Here is a 19,576-nt window from a genome sequence, read left to right as displayed (position 1 = left end):
AAATTTTGACCAATTCCGACGGTAATGGTCGGCTTTTACCCTGGCATCACTTTTCCCCGGTACTCATAGCCGGATTTGCAGGGGGCAAGGGCCTAATCCGCTAGCCCCATCCCCGGAAACACCCTGGATAGGCTGTCAGGATTCAACTAGCCTTTTCATGGAAACCCAGATGAGCAGTAATCCCGCGCCTCCACTGGTAACACCCGACGCCCACGCCGCCTTCATCCAGACCCAACTCCCCACTTGGCTCACCGACTCCCCCGCAGACACCCGCGCAGCCCTGCGCGCCAACCTGCTCAAGAGCAATCAATCCAGGCACAAGATCCAAGAACTCCTCAGGCAACTGCAAAGCCCCGAGGCGTTCGCTTTTCCGCTGTTTGAGCAGGCGCTGCGCCGCGAATACCTGACGCTGCTGAATGCGAAGACTTCGATCCTGGTGCGCGAATGGAAAAACCATCACCTGTTCGGGCTGCTACGCACCCACGCACGCACCACTGAACAATCCCTTTTGGAGGCGGCCCTGCAGAACTTCGAGGCTTCGGAAGCAGAGGACGGCGGCATGGAGACCGGGACCGAGCTTTTCAACATCACCCAGGACTCACGATTTCCTTCGTTGATTTCCGCGACGCTCTTCGCCGGTTTTTGCCGCAAACTGGACCTGGGCGGGCAATACCTCAAGCATATTCGCACGGTCATCAGCACCAATCTGTCGGTACGCCGGTTCTTTCGCGAGCACGAACAGCAGCGTTTCAACGTTGCCTTGCACCTGGCCTACCTCAAGAAGAAGATGCCGAAAACCCTTTACGAAGAATTGGTCGAGCTCTCCGAGCGCGGACACCACGTGTCCTTCGACTGCTTTCACCTGACGCTTGGTGGAGTGGTGTTGCCTGACGTCCTGGTCATCGTTGACGTCCGGGCAGAAACCGGACCGCTTCTCTACACACCTGAAGACCCGATCGAGGCACTTCGCCAGCACCCCTCGATGGACGACCTGGAAACTCAACTCGTTAAACGCCTGATGCGACCGGACTACCTGGCCTTCTTCAAGCGGCTGGCCCCAGTGCATCAGCGAGAATCGCTGCTGCATGTAAAGCCCATGTGGATTGATTGGCTGCCCATCGGCTCACCCGGGAAAATCAAGCCAGCGCAGCTGGACAAACCGCTGACCCTGACCAAAATCACCGGCAATCTGTTCCACGCCATCATCCTGCGACGGTTTTCCCAGATAGAAAGCGACGCTTGCGAAGTCGCGGTCCCGACGGCACAGGTTGATGCCATCAGCCGACAAAAACGCCTGCAGTTCTATGCCGACCTGGGTAAATCCCTGCTGTTCTTTGCCGCATCCTTCGTGCCAATCGTCGGGGAGGTTCTGCTGGTCGTTACCGCCGCCCAATTGATCGGCACGGTCTATAACGGCTTTGCCGCCTGGAGCCGGGGCGATAGCCAACAGGCGCTCGACGACCTGCTGGACGTGGTGGATAACGTTGCCATGGCCGTAGCGACCGCCGGCGTGATCAAGGCAGGACGCTTTACGGCGGGCCTCGTGAAAGTTCAGGTACGCAATCAGGGCTGGCGCCTCTGGCACTCTGACTTGGAACCCTACCAACACCCCGCGACATTGCCTGAACACGTGGTTGCCGATAAACAAGGTATCTATCAATACCAACAGCAGTCGTATCTAAAACTGGATGATCACCCCCATGCCATTCAGCGCTCACCCGATGGCACACGATGGGAGTTGTCACACCCCAGCGATCCGCACGCTTATTCACCTCCCCTGTTGAACAACGAAGCCGGCGGCTGGCGCCATGTGCACGAAACGCCAGAGGATTGGGACACGCTCAAACTGATCAAGCGCCTGGGCCCAGATGCGGCCAACATAACCCAACCGTCCGTAGAGCCCATCCTGCTGATCAGCGGGCTGGACAGCACCACATTGCGCCAAGCCCATCAAGAGATGGTGCGCCCTGCGCCCTTGCTGTGCGATACGGTTACACACTTCAACCTGGACCAGGAAATCAATGATTTCAACCTGAGCCGTGCCGAGGGCACCTCCGTGACGGCTCACTCGCCGCTGATTCAAGCCCACCTGCTCACCTCGCTGCCCGAATGGCCCGCCACTTACGGGCTGAAGGTGGTCGACCAGCAGCAACAGACCGTGATGCAGTTCGGTCAGGGCAACGTCGAAATCAAGGTCAGCGAAGACCGTTTCAGAAAGGGCGAGTTATTGCATGCCATAGAGGCGCAAATGCCTCAGACCGCGTTCAATAATCTGCTGCCCTCCTCGCCTATCGACTACTTCAGTAAAACCGAAAACCTTGCCCTGAGATTGAGCAAGCAGGCCGCACAGAAAAAACAATGGCTGTTTTCTCAACTCAACGCGGCCAATGAAGCCGCGGTCACACCCACCGAAAAAAGTCTGCGCACACTGATGCCGCAACTGTCCAAACGACATCTTGAAGAGATAGAGCGCACACTCCCAGCAAGCAAACGCCAACGCTTGCAAGCGGGAGACAGCCTGGACCCCGTATCGCTCGAAGAAGCAGACCACTACACAAAGATGGCAAAGGTCGCCCAGCTGCAAGAGAGCATTTTCCTCAATACCTTGCGCAACCGGGAAAGCGTGCAATTGATGCTTTACACACTGGAGCAGATACCCGGTTGGCCTGGGTCGCGCCGGATTGATGTGTATGACGACAGTACCGAGGGGCCGCTTCTGGGGAGTATCGGTAACGCGGATGCCACTTCGAGCCATACGCTGATCCGCAAAGGCGAGCTATACGCGCTTCACGCCTCACCAGATACCCTCCCCCCCCCACTGACCGATCTGCCTCACGCAATCGAGCAAACACTTTCCCCCTTGGAGCACCGTGCACTGCTGCGCCAATCGGGTGCGGATTCGTTTGAGCAGGCCCTGCACAAATCCGGCAAGTCACTGATGGCCAGCAGCCTTCCGCGTCTGCGCGGCAAGCCCCTTACCCTCGAAACCCGGCCCTCGGCAGGGTTGCCACTTGACCCCTTGTTCGCCGAACCAACCCCTCCGGCCGGACTGACAAGGCTGGCTGACCAGACCTTTCAAGCGCCGCCACTGCCTGACGGAAGTTTTCGCTATTACGTCCAGGACGAGCAGAACTACTACCAGATCAAAAAAGACCCGCAGGGATGGCGACTGGTCGATGCGCGTAGCCGTTTCCGGGCCTATTCGCCCTATCTGCGCAAAAACGCCAACGGGGGTTGGGAAATCGACCCCGCCAAAGGTGGGTTACCGGGCGGAGGGGGCTCGCCTGCGCCATCACTCGAAAGCGTCGACTCCATTGACGGGTATGGGTCGGCACACTCGTCCAATTCTTACGGATCAGCCGAGGAAGGCACTGTAGACGCACTCTACACTCCTCAGGAATTGGCCTACATGCGCACCGAGCGCAGCTACCAGCACAGCCAGAACTATCGGCGTATTTATGACCGCGCCAACTGTGGCCGCTACCCACTGCGCGATGAAAATGGTCAGCCCATGCGGATCCGACTCATGCAAGCCCAAGGGAAGTCGTTAACGTCCGGCACGGTATTCAGCAAAGACCAGCTGCTGCCCTACATCCGCTGGGAAGGTTATGAAAACGTCGCGCGCCTGTATGAAGACAAGCTTGAGGTTTTACCCTTCACCGCCGCTCATCAAAAATTCCCCCAGGAGGCCGCAATGATCGGCGAAGCCACGGTCATCACGCGGCGCCCGCTGAGCAAGGGCGAAGCGCTGGGCGTGTATGGAGGGGACATCCTGCCGTTTTTCGTGGCGAAGGCGCGCCGAGATCCTTATCTGATGGCCGTCAAGGATGTGAGGCCTGTGTCGCCCCACGCGCTCAACACTCAGCCGGTACTGTCCGGCGACAACGCGTTGTCGAGGATCAATACCATTTTTGAATATGAGGCCGATGTTCCGGTGCGACAGGCCGCCTCGGGCTACAACGTTGAGGCGGCAAAATTCAGGGTCCAGGCCCAGGTCGGCAACCGACAGGATCAAATGATACTCACCGGATTATTTGCCAGCGAATCTATTCCCGCCGGCACTGAGTTGCGCTGGAACTACCAATACGACGAAGCCACCATCCGTGCGCTGTTTGCCCGACCGTAAGGCGCGTTATTCGTCGTCGTCGAAGTTATAACTGCCCGGCGCGAGGTTTTCGAAGCGTGTGTACTTGCCGATGAACGCCAGGCGGATAAACCCGATCGGGCCGTTCCGCTGCTTGCCGATGATGATCTCGGCAATGCCCTTGTGCTCGGTCTCGGGGTGGTACACCTCGTCGCGGTACACGAACATGATTACGTCGGCGTCCTGCTCGATCGCGCCGGATTCGCGCAAGTCGGAGTTCACCGGGCGCTTGTTGGGGCGTTGCTCCAGGGAACGGTTGAGCTGGGACAGCGCCACCACCGGGCAGTTGAATTCCTTGGCCAGGGCCTTGAGGGACCGGGAGATTTCGGAAATCTCGTTGGTCCGGCTGTCGCCGCTGGAACCGGGGATCTGCATCAACTGCAGGTAGTCGATCATGATCAGGGCGATATCGCCGTGCTCGCGCGCCAGGCGGCGGGTACGCGCACGCATTTCCGAGGGGCTGATACCGGCGGTGTCATCGATGAACAGCTTGCGGTCGTTAAGCAGGTTGACCGCCGAGGTCAGGCGCGGCCAATCGTCGTCTTCCAGTTGGCCGGAACGCACCTTGGTCTGGTCGATACGCCCGAGCGACGAGAGCATCCGCATGATCAGCGATTCGCCTGGCATCTCCAGGGAGTACACCAGCACGGTCTTGTCGCTGCGCAACACCGCGTTTTCCACCAGGTTCATCGCGAAGGTGGTCTTACCCATGGAAGGACGGCCGGCGACGATGATCAAGTCGGAGGGCTGCAGGCCGCTGGTTTTCTCGTCGAGGTCGGTGTAGCCGGTGGAAATACCAGTGATGGCGGCGTCGGTGTTGAACAGGGTGTCGATGCGGTCGATGGCCTTGGTCAACAGCTCGTTGACGCCCACCGGGCCGCCGGTTTTCGGGCGGGCCTCGGCGATCTGGAAGATCTGGCGCTCGGCTTCGTCGAGGATCTCTTCGGCGGTGCGCCCTTCGGGGTTGAAGGCGCTGTCGGCGATCTCGGTGCTGATGCCGATCAGTTGGCGCAACGTGGCGCGCTGGCGAACGATCTGGGCATAGGCCTTGATGTTGGCGACGGACGGCGTGTTTTTCGCCAGTTCGCCCAGGTAGCCCAGGCCGCCGACCTGGGAGGTCTGGCCTTCCTTGTCCAGTTGTTCGGCCAGGGTCACCACGTCGATCGGCGAGTTCTGGTCGGCCAGCTTGGCGATGGCGCGGAAGATCAGGCGGTGGTCATGGCGATAGAAATCACCGTCTGAGACTTGATCCAGCACGCGTTCCCAGGCGTTGTTGTCCAGCATCAAACCACCGAGCACAGCCTGTTCGGCCTCGATGGAATGCGGCGGCACCTTCAGGGCAGCGGTTTGCAGATCGTATTGCTCAGGAGCTGAAATATCGTTCATGGCCACTTGGAATTTGGGGTGTGTAGAAAAACAAAAGGCACGACCTGTAAACAGGATCGTGCCCGATGTTAACCGCCTGGCACGCGAGGTGCCAGCCAGTTAGGTGCGGCTTAAGCTGCTACCACGACAACGCGTACGGTGGCTTCAACTTCGGCGTGCAGGTGCACGGCTACGTCGAATTCGCCTACGTTGCGGATGGTGCCGTTCGGCAGACGAACTTCGCTCTTCTGCACTTCAACGCCGGAGGCGGTCAGTGCATCAGCGATGTCGTGGGTGCCGATCGAACCGAACAGCTTGCCTTCGTCACCGGCGGTGGCAGTGATAGTCACTTCCAGCTCAGCCAGTTGGGCAGCGCGAGTTTCGGCCGAAGCTTTTTTGTCTGCTGCGGCTTTTTCCAGCTCGGCACGACGCTCTTCAAACGCAGCCAGGTTGGCAGCGGTTGCAGCGGTGGCTTTGCCGTATGGCAGCAGGTAGTTACGACCGTAGCCGGCCTTAACGTTCACTTTGTCGCCCAGGTTGCCCAGGTTGGCGACTTTTTCCAGAAGGATCAGTTGCATGTGAAAATCCTCTAACTTTTAACCTTCACCGTTCGCGTTATCGGCGTCTTTCGGCGCCAGACGACCGCGAAAATCAATCAGGCCGTCGACAATGGCCAGAACCACGAGTAACGGATAGATCAGCTGCATGAACAGCACCATTGTTACGTACATCCCCACCAGCCAGAACTTGGCCAGGCGCTTCTGCGCGACCAGCCCGTGAATCAGGGCCAGTCCGGCGAACACCAGCGGTACGCTGCAAAACAGCACCAGCAAGGTGGCTTGTGAACCGAAGTACGGTCCGACCACCATGAGTGCCAGCAGCAACATCGCCGGGCCCACGGGGATTCTGATACTGCGAAATTCGCGACCAAAACCACCCGGGTTGTACAACAACGCCTGCCAATATCGCCCAAGCATCAGGCTCAGCACGCTGACAATCTGCATCATTACCGCCATCAGGCCGATCAGGGCCGGTGCAATCAGTGTCGCAAGACGCGCTCGCTCATCTACCGAAAGCTGCTGGTAGAGTTCCCCGAGGGCCATCGGCAGGACCTTGACGATCTCTTGCGACAGCACCTCGATCTGCGGGCGGAAAGCCGCGTCGATCAACACCGAAAACACCAACCCCACTGCCACGCTGACCAGCAGCGTGCGGGCCCAGGACTCACTTGCGCGCAAAACCAACGCAAGGCTCGACGATCCCAGCAGTACCAGAAGTACCTTGGGTTCGCCCAGTTGCAGCCACCAGATCAAGGCGGCCAGCACTCCCAGGGCCAGGACGCCAAGGGCATCCTGCAAACCGCGCCGCAGCAGCACAAGGCAACCTGCGGCAGCACCCAACCAATACAACAACGGCAATGCTGCACATCCAGCCACTACGAGAGTGGCCTGCACGCGACCGCGCATGATGAACTCAGCTAAGGCGCGCATGCATTCAATCCCTTACTACTTGTCGACTGCCCGGTCTCAGCGGCCGTGGCTGTCGGTGTAGGCCAGCAGGGCCAGGAAGCGGGCGCGCTTGATAGCGGTGGCCAGCTGACGCTGATAACGTGCTTTGGTACCGGTGATACGGCTTGGAACGATTTTGCCGGTCTCGGATACGTAGGCTTTCAGAGTGTTGAGATCTTTGTAATCGATCTCTTTCACGTCTTCAGCGGTGAAGCGGCAGAATTTACGACGACGGAAGAAACGTGCCATTTGATAGGCTCCTTAAAAGGTCCGTGGATTACTCGTCAGCGTTATCGCTGTTGTCGCTGTCATCACTATCAGCGCTATCAGCGCCTTCGTGCTCAGGACGGTCGCGACGCTCACGGCGCTCACTGCGGTTTTCTTCAGCCTTGAGCATCTCGGATTGGCCGGTAACGGCTTCTTCGCGACGGATGACCAGGTTACGGATCACAGCATCGTTGTAGCGGAAGTTGTCTTCCAGCTCGGCCAGGGCCTTGCCAGTGCACTCAACGTTCAGCATCACGTAGTGAGCCTTGTGAACATTGTTGATTGCGTAGGCCAGTTGACGACGGCCCCAATCTTCCAGACGGTGGATTTTGCCGCCGTCTTCTTCGATCAGCTTGGTGTAACGCTCAACCATGCCGCCGACTTGCTCGCTTTGATCCGGGTGGACCAAAAAGATGATTTCGTAATGACGCATGAATGCTCCTTACGGGTTGTAGCCTGCCGCTCAAAAACGGTCAGACAAGGAGTGAATGACACTTATGGATCTTGCCGCAGGGAGGCACCTCGGTGCCCGCCAGGAAGGCAAGGGGCGCAATTGTAGAGAAGGGGGAGGATGCGTGCAAGGTGATTGGTGATTATTTGAACAATCTTCCAGACACCCCAAAAACACTGTGGGAGGGGGCTTGCCCCCGATTACGAAGGATCAGCCACATCATCTGCAACTGACACACCACTATCGAGGGCAAGACCCCTCCCACATTTTGATCACTTCTTCGTTTTGGCCTTGTCCTTTGCGCCACGCTGGCGCAGGGCTTCGAACAGGCAGACGCCGGTGGCGACCGACACGTTGAGGCTGCTGACACTACCGGCCATCGGCAGGTGCACCAGGTAATCACAATGCTCGCGGGTCAGGCGGCGCATACCTTTGCCTTCGGCGCCCATGATCAGGATGGTCGGGCCGGTGAGGTCCTGGTCATAAATGCTGACCTCGGCCTCTCCCGCCGTACCCACCACCCACAGGCCGCGCTGCTGGAGCTTCTCCAGGGTGCGCGCCAGGTTGGTCACGGCCACCAGCGGAATCACTTCGGCTGCGCCACACGCGACTTTACGCACCACCGGCGTCAGCGTCGCCGACTTGTCTTTAGGCACGATTACCGCCAGCGCACCGGCAGCGTCCGCCGAGCGCAGGCAGGCGCCGAGGTTGTGCGGGTCGGTCACGCCGTCCAACACCAGCAGCAACGGTGCACCTTCGGTGCGGTCGAGCAGCTCGTCGAGCATCGCCTCGCCCCAGACCTGGCTCGGGCTGACATCCGCCACCACGCCCTGGTGAACACCCTCTACCCACACGTCCATTTCACGACGCTCGGCCTGGCCGATGGCAACCTTGTTTTGCGTGGCCAATTCAACCAGCGCTTGTACGCGCGGCTCGCTGCGCCCTTCCGCCAGCCAGACTTGCTTGACGCGCTTGGGATGGTGACGCAGCAGTGCTTCTACGGCGTGGACGCCGTAGATTTTTTCCAGACTCATGACTTGGCCTTAGGTTTGCGCGACCCGCCGCTCTTCGCGGGAGCCGAACCCGCTTTTGGCGGGCCTTTACGGTGTTTACTGGGCTTGCTCGACGGCTTTTCCGCCCCGTGGGACTTTCCCCCAGACGCCGCTTTACCACCGCTTTTGGCTTCATTGAGCAACTGCTGCTTCAACTCACGGCTCTTGCGCAGTTCGGCGTTTTTCGCCGCTGCATCGCTTGGGCGGTAGGCTTCGGGGGCCTTTTCCTTGGTCGATGAACGACGACCGGCCTTGGCTGGCGCAGGCTCGACGGTCGCTGCTTTGGCAGGCGCGGCCTTGCCTTTGCTGGTCGGTTCGCTACCACGCTTTTTACGGCTGCCCGGCGATTCGGCTGGTTTATCGGACATGCCGAAGTCGATCTTGCGCTCGTCGAGATCGACGCGCATGACCTGCACTTCAACGGTATCGCCAAGGCGGAAGCTGCGACCGGTGCGCTCGCCCGCCAGGCGGTGATGCACAGGGTCGAAGTGGTAGTAGTCGCCCGGCAAGGCGGTGACGTGCACCAGGCCTTCGACGTAGATATCGGTCAGTTCCACAAACAGACCGAAGCCGGTCACGGCGGTGATCACACCCGGGAACGATTCGCCTACGCGATCCTTCATGAACTCGCACTTGAGCCAGTTCACCACGTCGCGGGTGGCTTCGTCGGCGCGGCGTTCGCTCATGGAACACTGCTCGCCCAGCTGTTCCAGGGCCGCTTCGTCGTACGGATAGATCCGCGCCTTCGGAATGGTCATGGCACCGGCGCGCTTGACGTGCGGGGTGTTCATCTTGGAATGGATCACGCTGCGGATCGCACGGTGCGTGAGCAGGTCCGGGTAACGACGGATCGGCGAAGTGAAGTGGGTGTACGCCTCGTAGTTCAGGCCGAAGTGGCCCTGGTTATCCGCGCTGTACACCGCCTGGCTCAGGGAGCGCAGCATGACGGTCTGGATCACGTGGTAATCCGGGCGGTCCTTGATGCTGGCCAGCAGAGCCTGGTAATCCTTCGGCGTCGGGCCGTCCTTGCCTTTGTGCAGGGACAGGCCGAGTTCGCCGAGGAACGCGCGCAGCTTTTCCAGACGCTCCGGCGGCGGGCCGTCGTGCACCCGGTACAACGCAGGGATCTCGTGCTTTTTCAGGAACTCAGCGGTGGCCACGTTGGCCGCCAGCATGCATTCCTCGATCAGCTTGTGCGCATCGTTACGGGTGGTCGGGGTGATCGCAGCGATCTTGCGCTCGGAACCGAAGACAATCCGGGTTTCCTGGGTTTCAAAATCGATCGCGCCTCGGGTGTGACGTGCGCCCAGCAACACCTTGTACAGCGCATAGAGCTGCTTGAGATGCGGCACGACATGGCCGTACTCACCGCGCAATGCTTTGGCTTCGCTGGTTTTCGGCTGTTCCAGGATGGTGCTGACCTTGTTGTAGGTCAGGCGCGCCTGGGAATGAATCACCGCTTCATAGAACTGGTAATCGGTCATTTCGCCGGTTTTCGAGATAGTCATCTCGCACACCATGGCCAAACGGTCGACTTTGGGGTTCAGCGAGCACAGCCCGTTGGACAACTCTTCCGGCAGCATCGGAATCACGCGCTCGGGGAAGTACACCGAGTTGCCACGCACCTGGGCTTCGTTGTCCAGGGCCGAACCGATCTTCACGTAGCTGGAGACGTCGGCAATCGCCACATACAACTTCCAGCCGCCGGAGAACAGACGCAGCTTGCCCGGCTTGGCTTCGCAGTAGACCGCATCGTCGAAGTCGCGGGCGTCTTCACCGTCGATGGTGACGAACGGCAGATGGCGCAGATCGATGCGCTTCTCTTTGTCCTTCTCTTCGACTTCCGGCTTGAGCTTGCGCGCCTCCTTCACGACGGCTTCAGGCCAGACGTGAGGAATATCGTAGGTACGCAGCGCGACATCGATTTCCATGCCCGGCGCCATGTAGTTGCCGACCACTTCAATCACATCACCCTGCGGCTGGAAGCGAGGGGTCGGCCAGTGGGTGATCTTCACCTCGACAAACTGACCAACCTTGGCATTCGCATTGCGGCCCGGGGTGATCAGCACTTCCTGCTGCACCTTGGGGTTATCGGGCACCACAAAACCAATGCCGCCTTCTTCGAAGTAGCGACCGACGATGGTCTCGTGACCACGGGACACCACTTCGACGATCACGCCTTCACGGCGACCGCGACGGTCCAGGCCGGAAACACGCGCCAGGGCACGGTCGCCATCGAACACCAGGCGCATTTGCGCCGGGCTCATGAACAGGTCATCGCTGCCGTCGTCCGGGATCAGGAAGCCGAAGCCATCACGATGGCCGGCGATGCGGCCGAGGATCAGGTCGAGCTTGTCCACTGGCGCGTAAGTGCCACGGCGGGTGTAGATCAATTGTGCGTCGCGCTCCATGGCGCGCAGGCGGCGGCGCAGGGCTTCGAGTTGGTCTTCGGTGGTCAGACCGAATTCTTCAACCAACTGCTCGCGGCTAGCAGGCGAGCCCCGATCGGCGAGGTGCGCCAGGATCAGTTCGCGGCTAGGAATAGGGTTTTCATATTTTTCCGCTTCACGAGCGGCCTCGGGATCGAGGGACTGCCAATCGGCCATTAGAGAGTTTTCACCTTGTCTATATGCGGGTTAGTTTGGCATACGCGTATTGAAACGGGAAATTTCAGACGTCAACAAGCCTTTTAAAGCCCTTTGCAGCCCGCAACAGGCACCTTGCACGACCACTGGCGAAATTTTCCAGGCTTTTTTCGTGGCGGGGGTTTACAGCTTAAAATCCCCTCCGTATAGTGCGCGCCATCGACGACGGCAACGTTGTTTGATAATGCCCAGGTGGTGAAATTGGTAGACACGCCAGCTTCAGGTGCTGGTGACCTTACGGTCGTGGAAGTTCGAGTCTTCTCCTGGGCACCAAATTCAGATCAAACCCGCGAAAGCGGGTTTTTTCGTTTCAAGGCTCTGATTTTTAACGGAAAACTTGATTTATTTTTTTGAATCAGGGGTTTACAGATCAAAAAGCCCTCCGTATAGTTCGCTCCATCAACAGCGCAAGCGTTGTTGATAATGCCCAGGTGGTGAAATTGGTAGACACGCCAGCTTCAGGTGCTGGTGATCGCAAGGTCGTGGAAGTTCGAGTCTTCTCCTGGGCACCAAATTCAGATCAAACCCGCGAAAGCGGGTTTTTTCGTTTCCGGGGTTTGAAAACTTCCCAGCCGATTTCCGCCTGCGTCCGCACCTGAGAAACTTTATCGTTTATCCTTGCAATGATTTGTTGCACACAAGCGAGGAAAACTTCGGATGACCATCCGCGATACCCGTCTCAAGACATCCCTTCTGCGTGGCCTGACCCTCACCCTGCTCGGCCTGACCTTGCTCTCGCCCACCGCCTATTCCGCCGACAAGGTCTCCCTGACCCTGTACAACGGCCAGCACAAAGAAGTCGGCGATGAACTCGCCAAGGCCTTCGAAGCCAAGACCGGCATCCACGTCAACGTGCGCAAAGGAAGCAGCAACCAGTTGGCCAGCCAAGTCGTCGAAGAAGGCGACCGCTCGCCCGCCGATGTGATCTACACCGAAGAATCGCCTCCGCTGAACAAACTCGGCGAGCAAGGCCTGCTGGCCAGGATCGACGCCAGCACCCTCGACGTATTGCCCAAGGATTATGTTGGCGCCAATGGCGACTGGATGGGCGTGACCGCGCGCACCCGCGTTGTGGCTTTCAACCCGAAGCTGATTGCTGAAAAAGACCTTCCCGAATCGGTACTCGACTTTGCCGGCCCCGAGTGGCAAGGCAAAGTCGGCTTCGTGCCAACCAGCGGCGCGTTCCAGGAACAAGCCGTGGCGATCATCAAGCTGCACGGTCGCGAAGCGGCTGAAGAATGGCTGACCGGCCTGCGCGCCTTCGGCAAGGTGTACAGCAACAACATGGTTGCGCTGAAAGCCGTCGAAAACGGCGAAGTGGCCACTGTTCTGGTGAACAACTACTACTGGTTCGCCCTGAAGAAAGAAAAGACCAATCTGGATTCCCGACTGCACTACTTCACCAATGGCGACGCCGGCGGCTTGATCACCGTGTCTTCCGCCGCCGCGCTGAAATCCAGCAAGCACCCCAAGGAAGCCCAGCAACTGTTGGCGTTCATGGCCAGTGAAGAAGGCCAGCGCGTGATCACCAACACCTCGGCCGAATACCCGCTGCGCAAGGGTATGGAATCCAATCGCGGCCTCAAGCCTTTCAGCGAACTGCAACCGCCGAAAGTCACCCCGGCCGACCTGGGCAACGCCGAAGAAGCCCTGGACCTGGAACGTGACGTTGGCTTGAACTGATGAACCCGTCGCTACCCGCCCTGCGCACAGGGCTCAGCCCAAGGCGCAAACGTCCGTCGATCTGGCTGTTGCTGCCGGTGCTGTTTCTGGTTGGCTTGAGCCTGTTGCCGCTGGCGTACGTCGGCACCAAGGCCTGGCAAGCGGGCTGGGCGGAAGCGGTGCATCTGCTGTGGCGACCTTATGTGTTTGGGTTGCTGCGCAACACCCTGGCGCTGATGGTGGGCGTGACGGCGGGCTGCGCAGTGATCGGCCTGTCCCTCGCCTGGCTGCTGGAGCGCAGCAACCTGCCGGGGCGACGTATCTGGGGCGTGATCCTGTGCCTGCCGTTTGCGGTACCGGCGTTTGTCAGCAGCTTTACCTGGGTGTCGCTGAGCGCCAGTTTCGAAGGGCTCGGTGGCGCCATCCTGGTGATGAGCCTGTCCAAATATCCGCTGGTGTTCTTGCCGGTGGCGGCGACGCTGCGCAATCTTGATCCCGCACTGGAAGAGTCGGCCCGCACCCTGGGACTGAATCGCTGGAGCATCTTTTTTCGCGTCACCTTGCCGCTGCTGTGGCCCTCGCTGCTGGCGGGGGCATTGCTGATCGCGCTGCATATGCTGGTGGAGTTCGGTGCGCTGTCGATCATTGGGTTGCAGACCTTCACCACCGCGATCTACCAGCAGTTCGAGCTGGAATTCAGCAATGCGAATGCTGCGATGCTGTCCGCCGTGCTGCTGGTGATGTGCCTGACGCTGCTGTGGCTGGAGCTGCGCGTGCGTGGCAAGGGCCGGCACGTGCGCATTGGCCAGGGCGCAGCGCGACATGCGGAGCTGGTGCGATTGGGTAAGTGGGCGCCATTGGGCCAGGTGTATTGCCTGGCGTTGGCGATCATCGGTAGCGGCATTCCCCTGGGAATGCTCGGTTATTGGCTGGCGGTGGGTTCGTCGGCTGCGTTTCCGCTGGCCGAGATCAGTGAGGCGTTGCTGTCCTCCCTGGCACTGTCTCTCGGCGGCGCCGCGCTTTGCCTGGTACTGGCGGTGCCGGTGGGACTTCTGGTAGTGCGCTACAAAGGTCAGCTGGCGATCTGGGCCGAGCGCCTGCCCTACCTGCTGCACGCCTTGCCCGGCCTGGTGATCGCACTGAGCCTGGTGTATTTCGCCCTGCATTACGTGCCGGCGCTGTACCAGACCTCGGCACTGTTGCTGATTGCCTATGCGCTACTGTTTCTGCCACTGGCCCAGGCACCGATTCGCACGGCACTGAACAAGGCGGCGCCACAGCTTGAAGAAGCTGCACGCACGCTGGGCGCTTCGTCGTTCAGTGCATTTTGTCGGGTGACGCTGCCGATTATCTTCCCGGCCCTTGGCGCAGCATTTGCGCTGGTGTTCCTGGATGCGATGAAGGAATTGACGGCGACGCTGCTGCTCAGCCCGACCGGCTTGAATACTTTGGCGACGGCGGTGTGGGCGCACACTTCGAATGTGGAATTTGCGGCGGCGGCACCTTATGCGGCGTTGTTGATAGTGGTGTCGGGGTTGCCGGTTTATCTGCTCACGACGCGGATGTATCTGAGCCGTTGAGACCGCCATCGGGGGCAAGCCCCCTCTCACAGTTGACCGAGTTCCAGCTATGGAATGCTGACAAATGTGGGAGGGGGCTTGCCCCCGATGAGGCAGGTATAGGCAACACTACGCCCTGAACTGCCCCAGGCTCGCCTTCAACTGCGCCGCCAACCCATCCAGCACCTTGCCACTGGCGGTGGTCTCCACCACCGCCTGCGCGGCACGCTCGGCCTGGGCATGGATTACCTCCACCCGACCACGCACCGCATGGGCGCCCTGGGCCTGATGCTCGGCTGCACGTGTTGCCAAACCAATCGCGGCATGTACCTGCTCCACCGAGGCCTGCACCGTCTGCTGCAAACGCACGCTGTCACGCAGCACCAACAAGCCTTCGTTGGCCTGGCGCCCAGCCTTGCCGATGGTTTCCACCGCCTCCCGCGCGCCCTGCTGCAACGCCACGATATGCGCCTGGATATCGCCGGTGGAGCTTTGGGTCTTGCTCGCCAGTGCGCGCACCTCATCCGCCACCACCGCGAAGCCGCGCCCGGTTTCACCGGCACGTGCCGCCTCAATCGCCGCGTTGAGTGCCAGCAGGTTGGTTTGCTCGGCAATACCGTGAATCACGGTCAGCACCACCTCGATCTGCTCGCTTTGCTGGGCCAGGCGCTCGATAACCGTGGAACCTGCCTGCACCTGCCCCGCCAGTGCCTCGATCAAACTGCCGACTTCAGCCGAGGTGCGCGAGTTCTCGTCCGTGGCCTGACGAATATCCACCACCTGTTGCAACGCCGCCTGCATGGCGTGGCTTTCAGCCTGAGCTTCATCTGCCATCTGCGACAGCGCACGCAGACTTTCAGCCACTTCATCACGCTGCAAGCCCGCGGCCGCATCGGCACCGGCGTTGCGCAAGGTCATGGCGCCGATTTCCACACCCGTTCGCTGGGCTACATCCCCCGCCTCACGCACGATGGGCTGCAACTTATCCACAAAGCGATTGACCGCCGAGGCCATGTCGCCGATTTCGTCCTTGCTGCTGATTTGTACGCGCTTGGTGAGGTCGCCCTCGCCCGCCGCCAGATCATCCATGGCCGCGATCAACAGCTTCAAGCGGTTGACCACACGACGACCCAGCACAACAGCGATCAACAGCAATACGCCAAGACCGACCAGCGCGAGCCCCATGCCAATGCGCCAGCGCAGGGTGCCGGCAGCGTCCTGGACGGCGCTGGTGGTGTTGGCCGTCATTTGGGTGGCTGTGGCTTGCGCAGATTGCAGACGGGCGCCCATGGCCGCAGCACTGTCGGCCGCTGCGCCCTTGAGGCTGTCGCCGACCAGTTGATCACCACTGGCGATCAGCGCCGCGAAACGCTTGTCGAGCGCTTGCAAGTCTGCTTCAACCGCAGCTGTCGAAACCCCCATGCGCACCTTGCCGATCTCTACACCATTCGGGCTGATGGACGCTTCCACGTAGAACACAGAAGGATCATCCTTGGCCGCATCCAGCACTTTATCCAGGGCACGATCACCCTTGCCCTTTTCCAACAACGCCTGGTTGATCGGGTTTTCACGGTTCAGGTAGCGAGTCAGGTGCTCACCTGCCGCGTCGTCATACACCACAAACAGCACGTTGGGATTGCGCTGGGCGCGTCGGGCGAACTCCGACAACGTCGGCACGTCACTGTCCCACATGGCGCGGGGCGCCACTGAGGCGAGCAGCTGTGCCATGTCATTGGCGGAGTCTTTCAGGTCTTTTTCCAGGGTTGCACGCAGTTGCTTCTGCTCTTCCTGCAGGCGAGCCGAGAGCCCAGCGGTCAGACGTTGGCGAGTGCTTGTCGACAAGCTATCGAGACTGGACGTGACTTCCTTGCCAGCCTGGGCCAATTCGCCGGACAGCTTCTGGCTGTCGACACCCAGGCGATTGCCCAGATCAGCCTCCAGTGCAGTGACCGTGCTTCGCGTCAGGGCGACCGCCACCAGTACTTGCACCAAAAGAGCGATACCTAGGGTAACGAACACCGGCCGCAACAGACGGCTTTGTAACAATGAGAGAACGGCAGACATCGGGAATCCCTCCATCACGGGTGCCATTAATTTGATAGCACCGCGAAAGAAAGAACCAAAGCAAGGGTCGTGCCGCTCGGGCGACAGAAACGACAAAGGGCTCCCGAAGGAACCCTTTGCTTTTTACATCAACAGCTTATTAAGCGAACGGATGACGCAGAACGATGGTTTCGTTGCGGTCCGGCCCCGTCGAAATAATGTCGATCGGCGCGCCAATCAGCGCTTCAACACGCTTGATGTACGCACGGGCATTCGCCGGCAGCTCTTCCAGGGTCTTGGCGCCCACGGTCGATTCGGTCCAGCCCGGCACTTCTTCGTACACAGGCTGCAGGCCTACGTAGCTGTCAGCGTCAGTCGGGGCGACATCTTTACCTTCCGCATCTTTATAACCAGTGCAGATATTGATGGTTTCCAGACCGTCGAGCACATCCAGCTTGGTCAGGCAGATGCCCGAAATGCTGTTCACGTCGATAGCGCGACGCAGGATAACGGCGTCAAACCAGCCGCAACGACGGGCACGGCCGGTGGTCGCACCAAACTCGTGACCTTGCTTGGCCAAGTGAGCGCCGACTTCGTCGAACAGCTCAGTCGGGAACGGACCCGAACCGACACGGGTGGTGTAGGCCTTGGTGATGCCCAGGATGTAGTCCAGGAACATCGGGCCCACGCCCGAACCGGTCGCAACGCCACCTGCGGTGGTGTTGGAGCTGGTCACGTACGGGTAGGTGCCGTGGTCGATGTCCAGCAGGGAGCCTTGGGCGCCTTCGAACATGATGTCCTTGCCGGCGCGACGCAGGTCGTGCAGCTCGGCGGTCACGTCCAGCATCAGCGGCTTGAGCAGCTCAGCGTATTCCTTGCACTCGGCCAGGGTCTTTTCGAACTCGATGGCCGGCTCTTTGTAGTAACCGACCAGCATGAAGTTGTGGTAATCCACCAGTTCACGCAGCTTGTCTTCGAAGCGTGGCATGTTGAGCAGGTCGCCCACACGCAGGCCACGACGTGCGACCTTGTCTTCGTAGGCCGGGCCGATGCCGCGACCGGTGGTGCCGATCTTCAGCTCGCCACGGGCTTTTTCACGAGCCTGGTCCAGCGCAACGTGGAAGGACAGGATCAGCGGGCAGGACGGGCTGATACGCAGGCGCTCGCGCACCGGTACGCCTTTTTCTTCCAGCTTGGTGATCTCACGCAGCAGGGCATCCGGTGCAACTACTACACCGTTGCCGATCAGGCACTGCACGCCTTCGCGCAATACGCCCGACGGGATCAGGTGCAAGACAGTTTTTTCGCCATCGATGACCAGGGTGTGGCCAGCGTTGTGGCCACCTTGGTAGCGCACTACGGCGGCAGCATGTTCGGTCAGCAGATCAACGATCTTGCCTTTGCCCTCATCACCCCATTGGGTGCCCAGGACTACGACATTCTTACCCATAACACTTGTCCTCATTCGCGCAAACTTGGTGCCGGCGATGGCCGGCAGGAAAACTCAAGAAGCCAGTGGCGATACTTGCCAAAGCCCGTTCTGCAGAATCAATTGCCGGTCGCAGTCCGCTTCACGGGCGGCGGCCAATGGCTGACCAGGCAAGGCCTGGACAACACGCTGACCCTCACTGCGCAACTGGCAAACCTGCTGCCAGAGTGCTGCGTCCGTACTGTCGGGCATCCAGATGCCACCAGACGGCAGCTCGACCTCAGCACGCCCCAGGGTCACCAGGGTTTTCAAATCGGTGGAAAAACCAGTGGCCGGACGCGCACGACCGAAGTCAGCGCCGATATCGTCATAACGACCGCCTTGGGCGATGGCCTGGCCAACGCCCGGTACAAATACGGCGAACACCACACCGGTGTGGTAGTGGTAACCGCGCAACTCACCCAGATCAAAGTACAGCGGCAGCTCCGGGAAACGCGCCGATAGCTGCTCGGCAATTGCCAGCACGTCATCCAGTGCCGCCAGTACCGGCGCCGGCGCATTGGCCAGGCGCTCACGGGCTGCCACCAGCACTTCACGGCCGCCACACAGGTTGACCAGTGCGCGCAGCATGTCGGCCAGATCGGCAGGCACGCCAGCGGTCAAGGCGATGACTTCATCGATAGCCTTGCGTTGCAGGGCATCGAACAGCTGTTGTTCAACTTCACCAGACAAACCGGCCGCACGGGCCAGGCCACGGTAGATACCTACGTGACCCAGGTCCATGTGGACATCCGGTACGTCGGCCAATTGCAGCATGGCCAGCATCAAGCTGATTACTTCAACGTCGCTGCTTGGGCTGGCATCGCCGTACAACTCGGCGCCCAACTGGATCGGGCTGCGGGACGACGACAACGCACGTGGCTGAGCATGCAGCACGCTACCGGCGTAACACAGGCGGCTCGGGCCTTCTCGGCGCAGGGTGTGCGCATCGATGCGCGCCACTTGCGGCGTGATATCGGCACGGAAGCCCATCTGACGGCCCGACTGCGGGTCGATGACCTTGAAGGTGCGCAGATCCAGGTCCTGGCCCGCGCCGGTCAGCAGGGATTCCAGGTACTCGATATGGGGGGTCACGACAAACTCGTAACCCCAGCTCTGGAACAGATCCAACACCTGGCGGCGCGCTACTTCAATGCGCGCAGCTTCTGGTGGCAGTACTTCTTCGATGCCATCTGGCAGCAGCCAGCGGTCTACCGTTGCCATTACGCCATTCCCCTTTGATCCGGGCGGCCAGCCCTCGGCCGAGCCTTGAGTGAAGCAGAAAACACCCGCCCCCTGCATAAACCACGCGCAAGAGCGACGTGACGAACGGCCTGCAATCGGCCTCGTCGGGCACTTTCCTCGAAAAACCTGTCACGCCTGCCGAATCAAACATGCAGACGCAAAAAAGC

13 protein-coding genes and 2 tRNA genes are annotated in these 19,576 nt (G+C 60.1%); 5 read left to right on the top strand and 10 right to left on the bottom strand.

Annotated features, from left to right (window positions below):
- Positions 1-169 precede the first annotated feature (169 nt).
- Positions 170-4,126 (top strand): dermonecrotic toxin domain-containing protein, encoded by a 3,957-nt coding sequence (locus tag BM026_RS11685; protein WP_093528638.1) that lies wholly within the window; start codon positions 170-172, stop codon positions 4,124-4,126.
- A gap of 6 nt (positions 4,127-4,132) precedes the next feature.
- Here BM026_RS11685 and dnaB read toward each other — a convergent pair whose 3' ends face one another.
- From dnaB to rnr, 7 genes are all read right to left on the bottom strand, one after another.
- Positions 4,133-5,530 carry a replicative DNA helicase gene (dnaB, locus tag BM026_RS11680; protein ID WP_071491667.1) on the bottom strand — a complete coding sequence of 466 codons (1,398 nt, stop codon included), beginning with the start codon at positions 5,528-5,530 and terminating at the stop codon, positions 4,133-4,135.
- A gap of 110 nt (positions 5,531-5,640) precedes the next feature.
- The gene (gene rplI, locus BM026_RS11675; RefSeq protein WP_003171376.1) at positions 5,641-6,087 is read right to left on the bottom strand and encodes a 50S ribosomal protein L9; all 447 of its coding nucleotides are present in this window, start codon (positions 6,085-6,087) and stop codon (positions 5,641-5,643) included.
- Between the two features lie 18 nt (positions 6,088-6,105).
- Complete coding sequence (locus BM026_RS11670; protein ID WP_071491668.1) at positions 6,106-6,999, bottom strand: YybS family protein; 894 nt, start codon at positions 6,997-6,999, stop codon at positions 6,106-6,108.
- 36 nt (positions 7,000-7,035) lie between these two features.
- Positions 7,036-7,266, bottom strand: a complete 231-nt coding sequence (rpsR, locus tag BM026_RS11665) for a 30S ribosomal protein S18 (protein WP_002551829.1) — start codon at positions 7,264-7,266, stop codon at positions 7,036-7,038.
- 28 nt (positions 7,267-7,294) lie between these two features.
- Positions 7,295-7,717 (bottom strand): 30S ribosomal protein S6, encoded by a 423-nt coding sequence (rpsF, locus tag BM026_RS11660; RefSeq protein ID WP_003236224.1) that lies wholly within the window; start codon positions 7,715-7,717, stop codon positions 7,295-7,297.
- A 290-nt stretch (positions 7,718-8,007) separates the two neighbouring features.
- Positions 8,008-8,769, bottom strand: a complete 762-nt coding sequence (gene rlmB / locus BM026_RS11655) for a 23S rRNA (guanosine(2251)-2'-O)-methyltransferase RlmB (protein ID WP_093528605.1) — start codon at positions 8,767-8,769, stop codon at positions 8,008-8,010.
- Complete coding sequence (rnr, locus tag BM026_RS11650) at positions 8,766-11,393, bottom strand: ribonuclease R (RefSeq protein ID WP_071491670.1); 2,628 nt, start codon at positions 11,391-11,393, stop codon at positions 8,766-8,768. Before rnr ends, rlmB begins: the two co-directional genes overlap by 4 nt.
- A 225-nt stretch (positions 11,394-11,618) precedes the next feature.
- Between rnr and BM026_RS11645 the strand changes: the two genes are divergently transcribed.
- The 4 genes from BM026_RS11645 (at position 11,619) to BM026_RS11630 (ending at position 14,674) form a co-directional block, all read left to right on the top strand.
- Positions 11,619-11,705: transfer RNA gene (locus BM026_RS11645), tRNA-Leu, on the top strand.
- 152 nt (positions 11,706-11,857) lie between these two features.
- Positions 11,858-11,944, top strand: a tRNA-Leu gene (locus BM026_RS11640).
- A gap of 145 nt (positions 11,945-12,089) precedes the next feature.
- On the top strand, positions 12,090-13,115 hold the full coding sequence (locus BM026_RS11635) for an extracellular solute-binding protein (protein ID WP_092246624.1): 1,026 nt from the start codon (positions 12,090-12,092) through the stop codon (positions 13,113-13,115).
- On the top strand, positions 13,115-14,674 hold the full coding sequence (locus tag BM026_RS11630) for an ABC transporter permease (protein ID WP_093121275.1): 1,560 nt from the start codon (positions 13,115-13,117) through the stop codon (positions 14,672-14,674). Before BM026_RS11635 ends, BM026_RS11630 begins: the two co-directional genes overlap by 1 nt.
- Positions 14,675-14,782: 108 nt before the next feature.
- On the opposite strand, the gene BM026_RS11625 is transcribed toward BM026_RS11630, so the two are convergent.
- The 3 genes from BM026_RS11625 to BM026_RS11615 form a co-directional block, all read right to left on the bottom strand.
- Positions 14,783-16,717, bottom strand: a complete 1,935-nt coding sequence (locus BM026_RS11625; protein WP_071491675.1) for a methyl-accepting chemotaxis protein — start codon at positions 16,715-16,717, stop codon at positions 14,783-14,785.
- 139 nt (positions 16,718-16,856) lie between these two features.
- On the bottom strand, positions 16,857-18,146 hold the full coding sequence (locus tag BM026_RS11620) for an adenylosuccinate synthase (protein ID WP_071491676.1): 1,290 nt from the start codon (positions 18,144-18,146) through the stop codon (positions 16,857-16,859).
- 54 nt (positions 18,147-18,200) lie between these two features.
- Positions 18,201-19,388 carry an ATP phosphoribosyltransferase regulatory subunit gene (locus BM026_RS11615; protein WP_016972601.1) on the bottom strand — a complete coding sequence of 396 codons (1,188 nt, stop codon included), beginning with the start codon at positions 19,386-19,388 and terminating at the stop codon, positions 18,201-18,203.
- Positions 19,389-19,576: the final 188 nt, after the last annotated feature.

This window comes from Pseudomonas sp. NFPP24, from assembly GCF_900112095.1.
GTDB lineage: Bacteria > Pseudomonadota > Gammaproteobacteria > Pseudomonadales > Pseudomonadaceae > Aquipseudomonas > Aquipseudomonas extremorientalis.
Note: the sequence above shows the minus strand (reverse complement) of the source record. Positions and strands in the feature narration are given on the sequence as shown.